The 15,624-nt window shown below is 70.3% G+C and carries 12 protein-coding genes; 5 read left to right on the forward strand and 7 right to left on the reverse strand.

All coding sequences use genetic code 11. From position 1 onward, the window contains the following. Nucleotides 1–13: 13 nt before the first annotated feature. Entirely contained in the window at nt 14–1,357 is a 1,344-nt protein-coding gene (locus ACGFZS_RS43715) for a UDP-glucose dehydrogenase family protein (protein WP_393667852.1), read from the reverse strand. A gap of 177 nt (nt 1,358–1,534) precedes the next feature. Between ACGFZS_RS43715 and ACGFZS_RS43720 the strand changes: the two genes are divergently transcribed. The 3 genes from ACGFZS_RS43720 to ACGFZS_RS43730 all read left to right on the forward strand — a co-directional run bounded on the left by ACGFZS_RS43720 (nt 1,535) and on the right by ACGFZS_RS43730 (nt 4,101). After that, complete coding sequence (locus ACGFZS_RS43720; protein WP_359213033.1) at nt 1,535–2,692, forward strand: acyl-CoA dehydrogenase; 1,158 nt, start codon at nt 1,535–1,537, stop codon at nt 2,690–2,692. A 139-nt stretch (nt 2,693–2,831) separates the two neighbouring features. Beyond that, nucleotides 2,832–3,197 carry a four-helix bundle copper-binding protein gene (locus ACGFZS_RS43725; RefSeq protein WP_355717395.1) on the forward strand — a complete coding sequence of 122 codons (366 nt, stop codon included), beginning with the start codon at nt 2,832–2,834 and terminating at the stop codon, nt 3,195–3,197. 70 nt (nt 3,198–3,267) lie between these two features. After that, nucleotides 3,268–4,101, forward strand: coding sequence for a class I SAM-dependent methyltransferase (locus ACGFZS_RS43730; RefSeq protein ID WP_393799807.1), 834 nt, complete (start codon nt 3,268–3,270; stop codon nt 4,099–4,101). Here the strand turns inward: ACGFZS_RS43730 and ACGFZS_RS43735 are convergent. Next, nucleotides 4,082–5,386 carry an LCP family protein gene (locus tag ACGFZS_RS43735; protein ID WP_393799808.1) on the reverse strand — a complete coding sequence of 435 codons (1,305 nt, stop codon included), beginning with the start codon at nt 5,384–5,386 and terminating at the stop codon, nt 4,082–4,084. The genes ACGFZS_RS43730 and ACGFZS_RS43735 overlap by 20 nt on opposite strands. Nucleotides 5,387–5,478: 92 nt before the next feature. Here ACGFZS_RS43735 and ACGFZS_RS43740 point away from each other — a divergent pair, with 92 nt between their 5' ends. Next, complete coding sequence (locus ACGFZS_RS43740) at nt 5,479–6,054, forward strand: acyl-CoA thioesterase (protein WP_393799809.1); 576 nt, start codon at nt 5,479–5,481, stop codon at nt 6,052–6,054. 85 nt (nt 6,055–6,139) lie between these two features. Here the strand turns inward: ACGFZS_RS43740 and ACGFZS_RS43745 are convergent, their stop codons facing one another. Further along, entirely contained in the window at nt 6,140–7,681 is a 1,542-nt protein-coding gene (locus ACGFZS_RS43745; RefSeq protein WP_393799810.1) for an LCP family protein, read from the reverse strand. A 90-nt stretch (nt 7,682–7,771) separates the two neighbouring features. On the opposite strand from ACGFZS_RS43745, the gene ACGFZS_RS43750 reads away from it, so the two are divergent. Continuing rightward, on the forward strand, nt 7,772–8,806 hold the full coding sequence (locus ACGFZS_RS43750; protein ID WP_393799811.1) for a glycosyltransferase family 2 protein: 1,035 nt from the start codon (nt 7,772–7,774) through the stop codon (nt 8,804–8,806). 24 nt (nt 8,807–8,830) lie between these two features. Here ACGFZS_RS43750 and ACGFZS_RS43755 read toward each other — a convergent pair whose 3' ends face one another. The 4 genes from ACGFZS_RS43755 to ACGFZS_RS43770 all read right to left on the reverse strand — a co-directional run bounded on the left by ACGFZS_RS43755 (nt 8,831) and on the right by ACGFZS_RS43770 (nt 15,544). Next, entirely contained in the window at nt 8,831–10,414 is a 1,584-nt protein-coding gene (locus tag ACGFZS_RS43755; RefSeq protein ID WP_393799835.1) for an LCP family protein, read from the reverse strand. Nucleotides 10,415–10,579: 165 nt separating this feature from the next. Next, nucleotides 10,580–12,202: an LCP family protein gene (locus ACGFZS_RS43760; RefSeq protein ID WP_393799812.1), complete on the reverse strand. Its 1,623-nt coding sequence runs from the start codon at nt 12,200–12,202 to the stop codon at nt 10,580–10,582. A 235-nt stretch (nt 12,203–12,437) separates the two neighbouring features. Next, nucleotides 12,438–14,177: an LCP family protein gene (locus ACGFZS_RS43765; protein ID WP_393799813.1), complete on the reverse strand. Its 1,740-nt coding sequence runs from the start codon at nt 14,175–14,177 to the stop codon at nt 12,438–12,440. Between the two features lie 242 nt (nt 14,178–14,419). Next, nucleotides 14,420–15,544 carry an LCP family protein gene (locus ACGFZS_RS43770; protein ID WP_393799814.1) on the reverse strand — a complete coding sequence of 375 codons (1,125 nt, stop codon included), beginning with the start codon at nt 15,542–15,544 and terminating at the stop codon, nt 14,420–14,422. Nucleotides 15,545–15,624 lie beyond the last annotated feature (80 nt).

Here is a 15,624-nt window from a genome sequence, read left to right on the forward strand (position 1 = left end):
CTCACCCGCACCTTCACGCGGTCGGACGCCCCATCGCCCGATACGTCCACCCGGCCCGCCGCCAGACCTCAGGATCCAACGCGTTCCGCCCGTCGAGAATCACCTTCGCCGCGGCCCCCGCACCCAGCACCGCCGGATCCAGCTCCCTGAACTCCCGCCACTCCGTCAGATGCAGCACCACATCGGCGCCCCGCACACACTCCCCGGCGCTGACGGCGTAGCCAAGTGTCGGGAACAGCCGCCGAGCGTTCTCCATCCCCTTCGGGTCGTACACCGTCACCTGCCCGCCCTGCAGATGGATCTGCCCGGCGACATTCAGCGCCGGCGAGTCCCGCACGTCGTCCGAGTCCGGCTTGAACGTCGCGCCGAGCACCGCGACCCGCTTCCCGAGGAACGACCCCCCGCCCAGCGCCTCCCGGGCCATCTCGACCATCTGCCCCCGGCGCCGCATGTTGATGGAGTCGATCTCGCGCAGGAAGGTCAGCGCCTGGTCGGCACCCAGCTCACCGGCGCGCGCCATGAACGCCCGGATGTCCTTCGGCAGACAGCCGCCGCCGAACCCGATCCCGGCCCGCAGGAACTTCTTCCCGATCCGGTCGTCGTACCCGATCGCCTCCGCCAGCTTCACCACGTCACCGCCGCCGGCCTCGCACACCTCCGCCATCGCGTTGATGAACGAGATCTTCGTGGCGAGGAAGGAGTTCGCGGACGTCTTCACCAGCTCGGCCGTCGGGAAGTCGGTCACCACGAACGGCGTCCCCTCGCCGACCGGCGTCGCGTACACCTCCCGCAGCAGCTTCTCCGCACGCTCGCTGCGCACGCCGACCACGATCCGGTCGGGGTGCAGCGTGTCGTTCACGGCGAAGCCCTCGCGCAGGAACTCCGGGTTCCAGGCCAGCTCCGCATCGGCCCCGGCGGGCGCGTGCTCCGCGAGGTACGCGGCCAGCCGCTCCGCCGAACCGACCGGCACCGTCGACTTGCCGACGACCAGCGCGGGCTCGGTGAGATGCGGGGCCAGCGACGCGATCGCGGAGTCGACGTACGACATGTCGCAGGCGTACTCGCCGTGCTTCTGCGGGGTGTTCACACAGACGAAGTGGACATCGCCGAAGGCGCCGACCTCGGCCCAGTCGGTGGTGAAGCGCAGCCGCCCGCTGGAGCCCTCGAAGCCGGCCACGTGCCTGCGCAGCAGCTCGTCGAGGCCCGGCTCGTACATCGGGGTCTCGCCGCGCTCCAGCATCGCGATCTTCTCGGGCACGACATCGAGACCGAGCACCTCGAAGCCCAGCTCGGCCATGGCCGCGGCATGCGTGGCGCCGAGATAGCCGGTGCCGATCACAGTGATCTTGAGGCTCATGGATGCTCCAGCTCGGGGACGGTGGTGCGGGCTGCGGCCCGAGCATAACCGGGCCGTCTTCCGGGCAACTTTCCCGCTGTCGCCAAGCTCACGTGACCTATCCGTGGGCCGCGTTCTAAACTTTGAGTTACTTAACAGTAATTAGCGTCAGCACCACTGCGTCTGGAGTGAGAGACCTTGGCCGGATCGGCTGACTTCGACCTGTACCGCCCGTCCGAGGAGCACGACATGCTCCGTGACGTCGTCCGCGCGCTGGTCGAGGCGAAGATCGCCCCGTACGCCGCCGCGGTCGACGAGGAGGCCCGTTTCCCGCAGGAGGCGCTGGACGCGCTGGTCGCCAACGACCTGCACGCGGTGCACGTCCCCGAGGAGTACGGCGGGGCCGGCGCCGACGCGCTCGCCACGGTCATCGTGATCGAGGAGGTGGCCCGCGCCTGCGTCTCCTCCTCCCTCATCCCGGCCGTGAACAAGCTGGGCTCGCTCCCGGTGATCCTCTCCGGCGGCGAGGACCTGAAGAAGAAGTACCTGACCCCGCTCGCCAAGGGCGACGCGATGTTCTCGTACGCCCTCTCCGAGCCGGACGCGGGCTCCGACGCGGGCGGCATGAAGACGAAGGCGGTCCGCGACGGCGACCACTACGTCCTCAACGGCGTGAAGCGCTGGATCACCAACGCGGGCGTCTCCGACTACTACACGGTGATGGCCGTGACGGACCCGGACAAGCGCACCAAGGGCATCTCCGCCTTCGTCGTCGAGAAGGCCGACGAGGGCGTCTCCTTCGGCGCCCCGGAGAAGAAGCTCGGCATCAAGGGCTCGCCGACCCGCGAGGTCTACCTCGACAACGTCCGCATCCCCGCCGACCGCATGATCGGCGCCGAGGGCACCGGCTTCGCCACCGCGATGAAGACCCTGGACCACACCCGGATCACCATCGCCGCCCAGGCGCTCGGTGTTGCCCAGGGCGCCCTCGACTACGCCAAGGGCTACGTCCAGGAGCGCAAGCAGTTCGGCAAGCCGATCGCCGACTTCCAGGGCATCCAGTTCATGCTCGCCGACATGGCCATGAAGATCACCGCCGCCCGCGCCCTCACCTACCAGGCCGCGGCCGCCTCCGAGCGCGGCGACGCCGACCTCACCTTCCAGGGCGCGGCGGCCAAGTGCTTCGCCTCCGACGTCGCCATGGAGGTCACCACGGACGCCGTCCAGCTGCTCGGCGGCTACGGCTACACCCGTGACTACCCCGTCGAGCGCATGATGCGCGATGCGAAGATCACCCAGATCTACGAGGGCACCAACCAGGTCCAGCGGATCGTCATGGCCCGCAACCTGCCGTAACCGCACCGGCATCCGGCGAAGAGGCGCCCCTCGGGGCGCCTTTTCCATGGCCGCCCCGAATGGCACTACCGGCCGGTCGGGCTTAGGAACGAAAGCGAACGGGGCCCGCCCCGGGCCCTCCCCCTCCCCTGGAGGAGCCATGACCCAGACCGGACCCATGACGGCCATGTCCAAGCAGATGCAGGAATGCGTCAACATGTGCATGGCCACCCACACGATGTGCGAGGAGACCATGAGCTCCTGCATGTCCATGGAGGGCGGCCCCGCCCACATGCGGATCATGCGCGCGCTGATGGACTGCTCCGAGATGACCCGGATGTGCGCCGACATGATGATGCGGCGCTCGCCGCTCTCGCCCGAGATGTGCGCGATGTGCGCCAAGGCCTGCGACATGTGCGCCGAGGCGTGTATGACCATGCCGGACGACCCACAGATGAAGCGCTGCGCGGAGGCGTGTCGCCGCTGCGCCGAGATGTGCCGCTCGATGGCGGGCGTCTCCATGTGACACCCCGCTGAACCCCGTCGAGGGCACCCCGCCCGGGTGCCCTCGACGTATGACCCGGCACGCTTGCCCCATGACCGCCGACACCTTCGACGCCGCCGAGCGGGCCATGTGGGCCGGCCGGGCCGCCGCGTACGCCGACAGCTTCGCCCGGCTGTGCGCCCACCCCGTGACCCCCCTGCTGGACGCGGCGGGCGTCACCGAGGGGACACGGCTCCTCGACGTCGGCACCGGAACGGGCACGGCGGCGCTGGCGGCCTTGGCCCGCGGTGCCCGGGTGACCGCGGTGGACGCGGACGCCGGCATGGTGGCCGCGGCCCGCGAGCGCGGAGTCGACGCCCGCGTCGCCGTCCTGCCCGAACTCCCCTTCCCCGCCGCCACCTTCGACGCCGTCGTGGGCAACTTCGTCCTCAACCACCTCGGCCGCCCCCGGGCCGCCCTCGCCGGACTCCACCGCGTCCTGCGCCCGGGCGGCCGGCTCGCCGTGACGACCTGGGCGGCCCGGCGCGGGGCGGGCCAGGAACTGCTCGGGCAGGCCTGCGCGGCGGGCGGCGCCGTACCGCCGGCGCGGCTGCCCCGCCTCGATCCGGCGGAGGACTTCCCGCGCACCGCCGAGGGCCTGGCGGGGCTGCTCGCGGAGGCCGGGTTCCGCCGTGCCGAGGCCACGGAACTGGAGTGGGAGCACCGGGCCGGGCTCGACGAGTGGTGGGGCGGGGCCGCCGGCGGGGTGGCCACCGTCGGACTGGTGCTGACCTCGCAGGAGGCGGGGACGGTCGTACGGATCAGGCAGGAGTACGAGCGGCTCGCCGCCGGATACGCCGATGGGGAAGGGCGCCTGGCCCTTCCCCATGTGGCACTGCTCGCCGCCGGTACGGCCCAGCCGTTCGCTAGTTGCCGGAGACGGTGACCTTCTGGTCGTTGTTCAACTCGTCGACCAGGGTCTTCACCTTCGCCTTGTCCCAGACGAGGTTGCCTCCGGTGGAGCCGGAGATCGGCATGTTCATCGAGACGCCGTTGCCGCCGTTGACGTCCTTCATCGCGAAGAACATCGAGCCCAGGTCCCACAGGCTCATGTCCTTGTCGACGGTGAGGGAGTCCAGGCCAGCGCCGAGCGTCGGGTAGAGCTTGAAGGGGTTCAGGATCGTCCCCGGGGTGGCCACCTGGTGGGCCAGCGCCGCCAGGAACTTCTGCTGGTTCTTGGTGCGCTGGAGGTCCGACGCGGCGAAGGCGTGCCGGGTGCGGACGAAGGCGAGGGCCTCCTCGCCGTTCAGGGTCTGCTTGCCCGCCTTGAAGTCCGCGCCCGAGTACTTGTCCTTGAAGCCCTTGTCGATGTCGATGGTGACCCCGCCGACCGCGTCCACGATGTTCGCGAAGCCGGCGAAGCCGATCTCGACGTAGTGGTCGATGTGCAGCCCGGTGTTGTACTCGACCGTGCGGACCAGAAGGGTCGGACCGTCCTCGGCGTACGCCGCGTTGAGCTTCGTGGTCCGGCCGGTGCCCTTGTAGACCTTGCCGGACGTCGACCCCTGGTACGACGGGATCTCCACGTTCGAGTCACGCGGCAGTGAGATCAGGGTGTCGCCGCTGTCGCCGACGTGCAGGATCATCATCGAGTCCGTGCGCTTGCCCTCGGCGGAGCCCGTGTGCAGCGCCTTCTTCTGCGCGTCGGACAGGCCCTGGCGGCTGTCGGAGCCGACGATCAGGTAGTTGGTGCCGTCGCCGGCCGCGGGCCGGTCGATCACCTTCGACAGGTCGACGTCCCGGTGCAGCTTGGAGTCGGCCCAGAAGTAGGTCGACACGGAGGTGACGATCACCACACCGAGGACGACGATCGCCGTCCACTTGATCCGCTTGCGCCAGTTCGGAGCCGGCCGCGGTCCACGCTCGTACTCGCCGCCGGGTCCCCCGCCCCCGGGGCCGCCGCCGTAGACCTGGCCCGTGTTGTAGCCGCTGTCGTACCCGTCGTCGTACCCGCCGCCGCCGTCGTACCCGCCCGCGTTGCCGTACGACGGCTGCTGCGGGACCCCGCCGTAACCGCCGCCCTGCTGCGGGCCGCCGTACGGCGGTGCCGACGGATCTCCGCGCCGTACCTGGCGCATCACGCGGGCGCCCTCAGGCTGCGCGCCGGCGCTGCCGCGGCCGTACCGGTTGCCGCGGCTGTCGTTCGACCATTCCTGGGGCCATTCGCTCATGGGCCCCAGTGTGCAGGCAGCGGTGGTGCCCGTTACAAGGGTCGTCGGAAAATCAGGTCACCGCTGTTGCGAACCCGACACAAATTCCGCGAATGTCGCTTCGGCATAAGGTGGGGGCCATGACAGACCAGGCCCCCGAGGCGGAACCCGACATACCCGGCAAGCCGACGTCCGCGTCCCGGACCACCCTCAGCCACATCATGACCCACAACGACACCAACCTCCTCGGCACGGTGCACGGCGGTGTGATCATGAAGCTCGTCGACGACGCGGCGGGCGCGGTCGCCGGCCGGCACTCGGGCGGTCCCGCCGTCACCGCGTCCATGGACGAGATGGCGTTCCTGGAGCCGGTCCGCGTCGGCGACCTGGTCCATGTCAAGGCCCAGGTCAACTGGACCGGCCGGACCTCCATGGAGGTGGGCGTGCGGGTCCTGGCCGAGCGCTGGAACGAGTCGGCCCCGGCGACCCAGGTCGGCTCGGCCTACCTGGTCTTCGCGGCGGTGGACGCGGACGGCAAGCCGCGCCGGGTGCCGCCGGTGGTACCCGAGACCGAGAACGACCGCCGCCGCTACCAGGAGGCCCAGATCAGGCGCACCCACCGGCTGGCGCGGCGCCGGGAGATCAGAGAACTGCGCGAGCGCCGCATCGCCGAGGGCTTCGAGGACTGAGCGAGGGCGGTGCCGGTTGCGCCCCTTTAGGGGCGCGGGGAACTGCGCGACCAGCCCCCACTCACCCGCACCCGAGACACCACGCTCAGCACACCGACTCGTCGCCCCGCACAACGGCAGCGGCCCCCTGCGGCGCCGGATCGTCCGCGCGCACCGTGCGGACCTGTCCCTTGAAGTCCGCCCCGGTCGTCACCCGCAACACCGGCCCCATCCCCCGCACCGCCCGCACCTCACTCCCCGGCAGTGCCGCCGCAAGCGACCGCGCCGAACGGTCCCAGCGGGGGTCGTAGGAGATCACCGTCCGCCGTACGTCGTGCCGCGGGGCGGTCACCGGCTGGTGGGTCGTCGCGAAGCCCGTCGCGGCCAGCGCCGCGTCCATCCGCCGTGCGAGCCCCGCCGTCCCGGTGCCGTTCTCCACCTGGACCCGGATCTGGGCCGGCGCCACCTCCACGGTGGCCGGCACCGGACCGCGCGGCTTCGGCTTCGGCGGTGCCGGCGGCTCCAGCGGCCGGTCGTCGCGCAGGGACCGGAACAGCTGGTCCGACCGGGCCCGGTCCCACTTCAGCGTCGAGCCGATGCCCTTCACGGGGTACGCCAGCTGCCCGATGGGCACGGTCGTGAACTCGGACGAGGAGGGCGAGAAGTTCCGCATCGCCCGCCCGAGGTCCAGCAGCTCGTCCGTGCCGAACCCCGTGTCGGCCCGCACCGAACCGAGCACCGCCCGGGTCACGTCCCGGAACCTGATCGGGTTGAGCAGCACCCCGTTCGCCGACACCTGCTCGATCAGCGCGGCCAGGAACCGCTGCTGCCGCTTCATCCGCCCCAGATCGCTCGCCCCGTCGACATGCCGGGCCCGGACGTACTGCAGGGCCTGGCCGCCGTTGAGGGTGTGGGTGCCGGGGGAGAGGTTGAGGCCGGTGTAGGAGTCCTTCAGGGGCTGGGCGGTGCAGACCCGGACCCCGCCGAGCACGTCCACGGTCCGCATGAACGTGATGAAGTCGACCTCCAGATAGTGGTCGATCTTCAGATGCGTCATGTCCTCGACCGTGCGGACCGTCAGCTGCGGGCCGCCCTCCGCGTAGGCCGCGTTCAGCTTGATGGGATGCGCGGCGTGCTGCCGTCCCGTCGTCTCGTCCACGTGCGGCGGGACCTCGGCGTACGAGTCGCGCGGCAGGCTGACCACCGTCGCCCGCTCCCGGTCCGCCGAGATGTGCACGATCATGATCGTGTCGGTGCAGTGGCAGGGCGCCCCGCCCAGGCGGTACTTGCGCCGCTCCCGCTCCGTGACCTGGTCGCGGCCGTCGGTGCCGACCAGCAGCACGTTCATGCCGTGACCCGCGGCGGGACGGTTCTTCATGTCCTTGAACGGGTCGACCCGGGCGATGTCCGCGTCCAGGCTGGCCATCACCGAGTGCCCGATCCCGGCCGACGCCAGCACCACCACCGAGAGCGTGGTCACCGCCCGCATGGCCCAGCGCGGCCGCCGGGGCCTCATGGGTCGTACCGGCGGCCGCGGGGCCTGACGGGTGGGCTGCGGTCTGCGCTGCGGCCGTGCGGGCCGGGCGGGGGACCGGGGCGGGCTGGCGGCCAAAGGACACCTCCGGACGAGGCCGTACGTGGGATCCATGAGCACGGTAGGCCGATACGACCTTCAGCCCGCGCTACGGCCCCGGCGGCGCGCACCGGTGTCCCCCGTTCGCGGTAACGTGAGCCCCCTATGAACGCCAAGCCCGACGTGCGGCACCCCGCAGTTTCCGTGATCATGCCCGTCCTCGACGAGGAACGGCATCTGCGCGGGGCCGTCCAAGCGATCCTCGCGCAGGAGTACGCCGGCGAGCTGGAGGTCGTCATCGCCCTCGGTCCGTCCAAGGACCGCACGGACGAGATCGCCGCCGAGCTCGTGGCCGAAGACCCCCGCGTGCACACCGTCCCGAACCCGACCGGCCGCACCCCGGCCGCGCTGAACGCCGCGATCAAGGCGTCCCGGCACCCGATCGTGGTCCGTGTCGACGGCCACGGCATGCTCTCCCCGAACTACATCGCCACCGCCGTCCGCCTCCTGGCGGAGACCGGCGCCCAGAACGTCGGCGGCATCATGCACGCCGAGGGCGAGAACGACTGGGAGCACGCGGTCGCCGCGGCCATGACCTCGAAGATCGGCGTCGGCAACGCGGCCTTCCACACGGGCGGCGAGGCCGGCCCCGCCGACACCGTCTACCTCGGCGTCTTCCGGCGCGAGGCCCTGGAGCAACAGGGCGGCTACAACGAGGAGTTCATCCGCGCCCAGGACTGGGAGCTGAACTTCCGGATCCGCGAGGCCGGCGGGCTGATCTGGTTCTCGCCGGAGCTGAGGGTGTCGTACCGCCCCAGGCCGAGCGTGCGGGCCCTCGCCAAGCAGTACAAGGACTACGGCCGCTGGCGGCACGTCGTCGCCCGCTACCACGAGGGCTCCATCAACCTGCGCTACCTCGCCCCGCCGACCGCGCTGTGCGCGATGGCGGCCGGGGTCGTGGTGGGCGCCCTGGTCACCCCGTTCGGGTTCGTGATACCGGGCGGCTATCTCGCGGCGATCGTCGCCGGGTCCGTCCCGGCGGGCAAGGGGCTGCCGCTCAAGGCGCGCCTGCGGATCCCCCTGGCCCTCGCCACCATGCACATGACGTGGGGCTGGGGCTTCCTGACCAGCCCCAGGTCGCTGGCGAAGCGGGTCATCGCGTCCCGTCGTCCCGCGGTGCTCAGCTCCGCCTCCCGCTGAGCACCGGCCCCCGTACGGCCCGGACTACCAGGTGTAGTCCGGGTCGACGTGCATGCACGCCTTGGTGTCCGAGGCGTTGAGGGCGCTCGCCGAGGCCGGGGTGGTGTCGTCGGCGGCGGTGTACTTGCTGCCCGAGCGCCAGTCGGCGCCGACCACCAGCGTGACCCCGGAGACGTCCGTGGACTTCTTCACCTGGCTCGTGGGGATGTCCAGCGCCTTCGCCACCCGCTGGGCGTCGCCCGCCAGGTCCGCGCTCGGATAGCGCACCAGCGTGCGGTCCTCGCTCAGCAGCGCCGAGGCGTCGGCGGCCGCCTCGGTGAAGCCCTTGCCGACCAGCAACGCGGTGACGGCGGCGGCCCGGCCGGTGACCGCGCTCTCGCTGCTGCTCCTCGTGCCGTTCTGCACCTGGACGGCGATCTTGTCGTCGGCCGCCGCCTTGTCGGTGACCTTCGTCGCGGTCGTCGTCTTCTTCTTGTCCTTGCCGTCCAGCGCGATGTCCTCGCGGACCAGCCGCCACAGCTTGTCCGCGTCGGTGGGCTTGGGCAGGACGCGGTTGCCGTCCGAGGAGTAGACCCACGGCATCGTCGTCATGGTGATGCGGTTGGTGGGGACCTTCTTCAGCTCCTTGCTCAGGTCGTAGAGCTTGGTGACCGTGCCGAGGCCGGTGTCGACCGTGAGCGCCTTGGTGGCGGTCTCGGCGAGCCCCAGGAGCTTGTCGGGGTTGCTGAGGGTGGCGTTGGAGCGCAGCTGGCGGACCATCGAGTTCATGTACATGTGCTGGGCCTTGGTACGGGCTATGTCGCTGCCGTCCTCGAAGCCGTAGCGGGTGCGCAGCCACTGCAGGGCCTGCTTGCCCTTGACGGCGGTGGTGCCCTTCTTCAGCTTCAGGCCCGAGCCGTGCCCGGTGGAGGTGTGCGAGTAGATGTTGGCGTCCACGCACACCGGCACCCCGCCGATCGCGTCCGCCATGGACACCACGCCCGAGAAGTCGACCATCATGAAGTGGTCGATGTGGATGTCGGTGAGCTTCTCCCAGGTGGCCACCGTGCAGCCGGGGCCGCCGCGCTCCAGGGAGGCGTTGGTCATCGTGTCGGCGGTGGCCGCGTAGACCTTGCCGGTCTTCGAGTCGGTGCACTTGGGGATGGAGACCAGCGTGTCGCGGGGCATCGACACCACCGACATGTTGGTGCGGTCGGCCGAGACGTGCAGCAGCATCTGGACGTCGGCGCGGGCGGCGGTGCCGATGTCCTTGGCGCCGCCCAGCTTCTGGTTCTCGGCGGTGTCCCGGGCGTCGGAGCCGATCAGCAGGATGTTCAGCGCGGTCTGCCCGGCCGCGTTCGCCTTGGTCTTGGTGGCGCGGTCCTTGGAGTCCCCGATGTTCAGGGTCTCCTTCTTGAGGTTGCTGTTGAGGTGCTCGTAGTACAGGTACCCGGCGGTGGCGGTGCCGGCCAGGGCCAGGGTCAGCACCGTCGCCGTCCAGCGCACGACACGGCGTCTGCGGCGTCTGCGGTCGCCGTTCCCACGCCGTCCGCCGTCCTGCCCGCCGTCGTCGTCGGTCCGGAGCGTGAGGGGCATCGTGTCCTCGACCGCGGAGACCACATCCGACATCTCCCCCCGCACACTGCTGCGCACCACTGCCCGCCCTCCCGCTCACACCTGCCGCCGCGCCCGGGACTCCGGGCTCCTCTGAGCACGGCGGCAGTGTCATGCAGGCGTCTAGGACTCACCTGTGCGTACCTGTGCGGACCTGTGGGAACCGCCCGATCGTGCCCGTCACCAGCGATAGGGCGCGTACACGTCCATGCACTGCTTGGTGTCCGAGCCGTTGATGGCGTCGGCGTTGTCGGGCAGGTCACCGGCCTTCGGCGCGGACTGCTTCGGGTACGCCGCGCCGTCCCGCCAGTCGGTTCCGACGACGAGCGTGACGCCGGACACATCGGTGCTCTGCTTCACCTGGCTCATGGGGATCCCCAGCGCCTTGGCGACCCCCTGGGCGTCGCCCTGCAGGTCCGCGCTCGGGTACTCCACGACCGTCTTCTCCACCGACTGGGCGACCGCCGAGGTGTCCGCCGAGGCCTGTGTGTAGCCCTTGGCGGCCAGTTCCTGGGCGAGTGTCCGGGCCCGGCCGGGGACCGCGGCCTCGGTGGCGGAGCCGGTCGCGTTCCGCACCTGGACGCCGAGCCGGCCGGCGGAGACGGAGGGCTCCTTGGTCGCCTCGGTCTGCTTCGCCGCGTCCGAGGCCTTCTCGCTCTTCTCGCTCTTGCCGTTCTTGTCGAACGCCACGTCGTCGCGGAGCATCTGCCACATCTTGTCGGCGTTGGTGCCGTCCGGCACCAGGTGGTCCCTGTTCTGCGGGTCCTGGACGTTCGGCATGGTGAGCGAGGTGATCCGGTCCGTCGGCACCGACTTGAGCTGCATGCCCAGGTCGTAGAGCTTCTTCGGGGTGCCGATCTCCTCGGAGACCGTCAGCGACTTGGTGGCCGCCTCGGCCAGGTCCATCAGTCTGCCGGTGTCGGTGAAGACGTTCTGCCCCTTCAGCGTGCGGATCATCGAGTTGAGGTACATGTGCTGGGCCTTGGCCCGCAGCGGGTCACTGCCCCAGGCGTGCCGGGTGCGCAGCCACTGCAGGGCCTTCTCGCCCTGCACCTTGTGCGTGCCGGCCGTCATCTTCAGCCCCGAGCCGCCGGGCACCGCGGCCGTCGGCCGGTCCCACACGTTCTGGTTCACACAGACGTCGACCCCGCCGATGGCGTCCGCCATGTTCACCACGCCCGCGAAGTCGATCGTGATCCAGTGGTCGATGTAGACCCCGGTGAGGTTCTCCCAGGTGGCCAGCGTGCAGCCGGCGCCGCCCCGGGCCAGCGACTCGTTGATGATGGTGTTGGTCGCCGGGTACACCTTGCCGGTCGCCGGGTCGGTGCACTTGGGGATGTCGACGCGGGTGTCCCGGGGGATGCTCACCATCGCCGCGCTCTTCCGGTCCGCCGACAGGTGGATCAGCATCTGCACGTCGCCGAGCGGCGGGCTGCCCCGGTCGTACTTGGCGCCGCCGAGCTTCACGTTCTCGTCGGAGTTACGGCTGTCGGAGCCGATCAGCAGGATGTTCAGCGGAGTCTGGCCGGCCGCGTTGGCCGCGGTCTTGCGCGCCTTGGCGTCGCCGATGTCGCGCCGGCCCTTCTGGATGTTGCCGTTCAGGTGCTGGTAGTAGAGGTAACCGGCACCGGCCGTACCGAGGATCACCACCGACAGCACGGCCGCCGACCAGCGCAGCGCACGCCGTGCGCGCTGGCGCCGGCCGCCCTTCGCGCCGTCGCCCGCGCCACCGCCCGAGCCGTCCTTGCGACGCCCGCCGCCGGATCCGCCCGGCGTGTCAGGTGCCTTCGGTGCGAGGGACATCGTGTCCTCGACCGCAGGCACCTCCCCCCGCACATCGCTCTGCGTCAACTCCCTGCCCTCCCCGCCCTGCGCACACAGGCCCGCCGCCAACGCCCCCCGTCGGACGCACCACGGACCACACGGGTCCGCCCCGCGCCCGGTTAGACGCGTGACGGACCCATAGGGTTACCTACTTATTCGGTATGACTTGGTGTCGCGAGGGGGCAACTCCCCGCTACCGGGCGCCCGCTGGTCACTACTTGGCGCAGGTCACCTTGTCGGCCGTCGTCTTGCTGTCCACGTCCGGCGCCTTTGTCGGTGTGGTGAGGGACACTCCCGCCCCCTGGAAGTCCTTGCCCAGGGTCAGCGTGATCGCGGGCAGGCCCTGGGAGTTGGTCACGCTCTTGCCCGGCTTCATCGCCGAGCCGGACAGCCCCATGAGGCTGGCCAGTTCACGTGCCTGGTCGGCCTGGTCGGGGGCGTACTCCAGCGTGGTCTTGCTGAGTTCGGCGGGCGCGTTGCCGGCGTTCTCCGACTTGGTGACGCCCTTGTCGTTCTGCAGCCAGCTGAGCGTCTCCTGGGCGCTGCCGGCCGGGGCCCCGCCGTTGAGGATCCGTACCCGCACCTCGGAGGCGGCCGACTTGGTGCCCTTCAGCCGGGCGGCCGCCGCGTCCTTGCTGGCCTTCGCCTGCTTCTTCTTGACCGCGGTGAAGGACACGTCTTCCTTGATCGCCTGGAAGACCGCGGGCGCCTTCGACTCGTTGAGCACGACGGTCGCCTTCACCGTCTCGGCCGGGTTGTCCAGCACCGGGATGGTGGTGAAGGTCAGGTTCTTCGGGTTGAGCTTGCCGAGCTCCAGCCCCAGGTCCTTCAGCTTGCCGATGCTGTCCAGCTTGGAGTCGACGGTGAGCGCCTTGGTGCCGACCTCGGCCAGCTTCAGCAGCTTGCTCGGGCTGCTGAGCGTCGAGTTGGAGCTGAGCTTGCGCATCAGCGCGCTCAGGAACTGCTGCTGGAGCTGGATCCGGCTCAGGTCACCGCCGAAGCCGACCGAGTGCCGGGTGCGCACGAAGGCCAGCGCGGTCTCGCCGGAGATGTTGTGGGTGCCCTTGGACAGCTTCAGATGCGACTGCTTGTCGTCGATGTCCTTGGCGAGACACACCTCGACCCCGCCGACCGCGTCGGTCAGCGTCTTGACCGCGTTGAAGTCGGCGACCATGAAGTTGTCCGGCTGGATCCCGGTCAGCTCGGTCACCGTGCGCACGGTGCAGCTGGCCGTACGGCCGTCCTGGCCGAGGCTGGTGTTGAAGCGGACGTCGGTCGTGCCCGCGATGACCTTCTGGCTGCCGTCGGACTGCTCGGTCGGACAGTCCGGGACGTCCACGATCAGGTCGCGCGGGATGCTCAACGCGGTCGCGTTGGAGCGGTCCTTGGAGATGTGCAGCAGGATGTTGGTGTCGGCGTGCCCGACGCTGCCGGTGTCGCCGTAGCCCTCGTTGCCCGCGCCGGTGCGCTTGTCGGTGCCGATGATCAGCAGGTTGATCGCCTTGTCCTTGCTGAAGCCACCGGTGCTCGCGCCGTCGTCGGAGACGGACGTGATGTTGTCGTTGAGGTGCTTGATGTAGAGGTAGCCGGCGGCCGAGACGGCGACCAGCACGAAGGCCATCGAGCCGCCGGTCCACAGCAGGGCCTTCTTGGCCTTCGACTTCTTCTTCACCGGCCGCCGCGAACGCCGCCCGGCCGGCGGCTCGGGCTCGGCGCGCCGCCGGCGCTGCCCGGGCACCTCCCGGTTCGCCGTCTCCTGGCCCGCCGCCTCCCGCGTCCCGCCCGCAGCCGGGCGCGACGGCGCCGGTCTGCGCGGTCCGGGCACCGACGACTGCGGTGACGACTGCGGTGCGGAAGGAGTCAGTCGCAGTTCGTATTCACCGGTGTTCGGATTGAGCACCCACTGGTCTGCGGGATCGATGTTGTCCGCCCGCCCACGGCCTTGCGCGTCCACGGTTGTCAGAATCCTCCGTCGGGGCCACGCGGCGCCTTCCCCCCATCAAGGCGCTCGGTCACGTTTCGCAGTGCACGACCCCAGGACGGACCTCGCGGTTGGGTGCACCGGAGCGCTCACACTATCCGCCCAGTTCAGCGTCGAGTGACGCCAGTGACAAATTCATCCTCCCTACAAGCGGGCAATCCGTCTCATTTAACTGACAATGAACGGCGCGGAAGTTCGCCGCCTTGGCGGGTGGCTCACTCGCACCTGTCCTCGGCGGCGGTGTTCCCGCGAAACTCGGGCGACCGGGAGTTGTCGGCGGAGGAAGCGTTCTTCTTGGTCACCGGCACCGGCCGGTCGGCCCGCAGCAGCGCGAACAGCGCGTCCGCCCGGCCCTCCACGAGCTGGTCACGATTGGAGTCGTACACATACGGCTCCCTCGGGACGGTGAGGAACTGCACCTGTTCGGTGGGGGTGTTCCGCAGCCCGCGAACAAGCTGGTACAAACCCCGCAGACTGGCCAGTTCCGGATCGGTGGTGAGGGCGGAGGTCGCCGCGTTCAGCAGCGGATAGAGCTTCGCCGGGTTCAGCAGTACGTCACCGCTCTGCACCTTGTTGACGAGCGCCCCCAGGAACTGCTGCTGCCGGTCCATCCGCTCGGTGTCACTGCCGTCCCCGAGCGACTTGCGCGCCCGTACGTACCCCAGCGCCTGCTCCCCGTCGAGCGTGACCCGCCCGGCGGGCAGCCGCAGCTTGGCCGCCTTGTCGTCGATCGGCTCCTTCAGGCACACCTGCACCCCGTCGATCGCGTCGACCATGTTCTTGAACCCGCTGAAGTCGACGACCACGTAGTGATCGACGCGGATGTCGGTCAGCTTCTCCACGGTACGGACCGTGCAGGCCGAACCCCCCACCTCGAAGGCCGAGTTGAACAGGGTGAAGGAGGGCTCGCTGCGGCGCCCGTCGCCGCGCAGGCAGCCGGGCACGTGCACCATCAGGTCCCGGGGCAGCGACACCGCCGTGGCACTGCGCCGGTCGGCGGCCAGATGCAGCAGGATCGCGGTGTCGGACCGCTCGGTGCCCGAGTCCTTGCCGTAGCGCCGGTTGCCCTCACCGGCCCGTGAGTCCGACCCGATCACCAGGATGTTCTGCGCGCCCCGCACCAGCGCGGTGGGCCGCTCCCGCTCGTACCGGGCCAGCTCCGCGGCGGCCGCGTCGTCGGCGGTGATGTTGTGGCTCAGCTTCGCGTACAGCGCCCAGCCGCCCCCGAGCGCGGCGACCACCACGACACCGGCACCGAGAGCCGTCCCCCGTATCCAACGCCTCCGCCGCCGCCGGGCAAGCCCGTCCCCGGTGGCGGATGTCCCTACGACGTCGGTCACTACTCAACAGTGCCCCGGGGCGGGCGCCGGAGGCGGCGGCAACTGCTCCACCCGGGTGAGTGGTCCTACCTGGGCCCGCA

The organism is Streptomyces sp. NPDC048288 (assembly GCF_043201555.1).
In the GTDB taxonomy this organism is placed as follows: Bacteria; Actinomycetota; Actinomycetes; order Streptomycetales; family Streptomycetaceae; genus Streptomyces.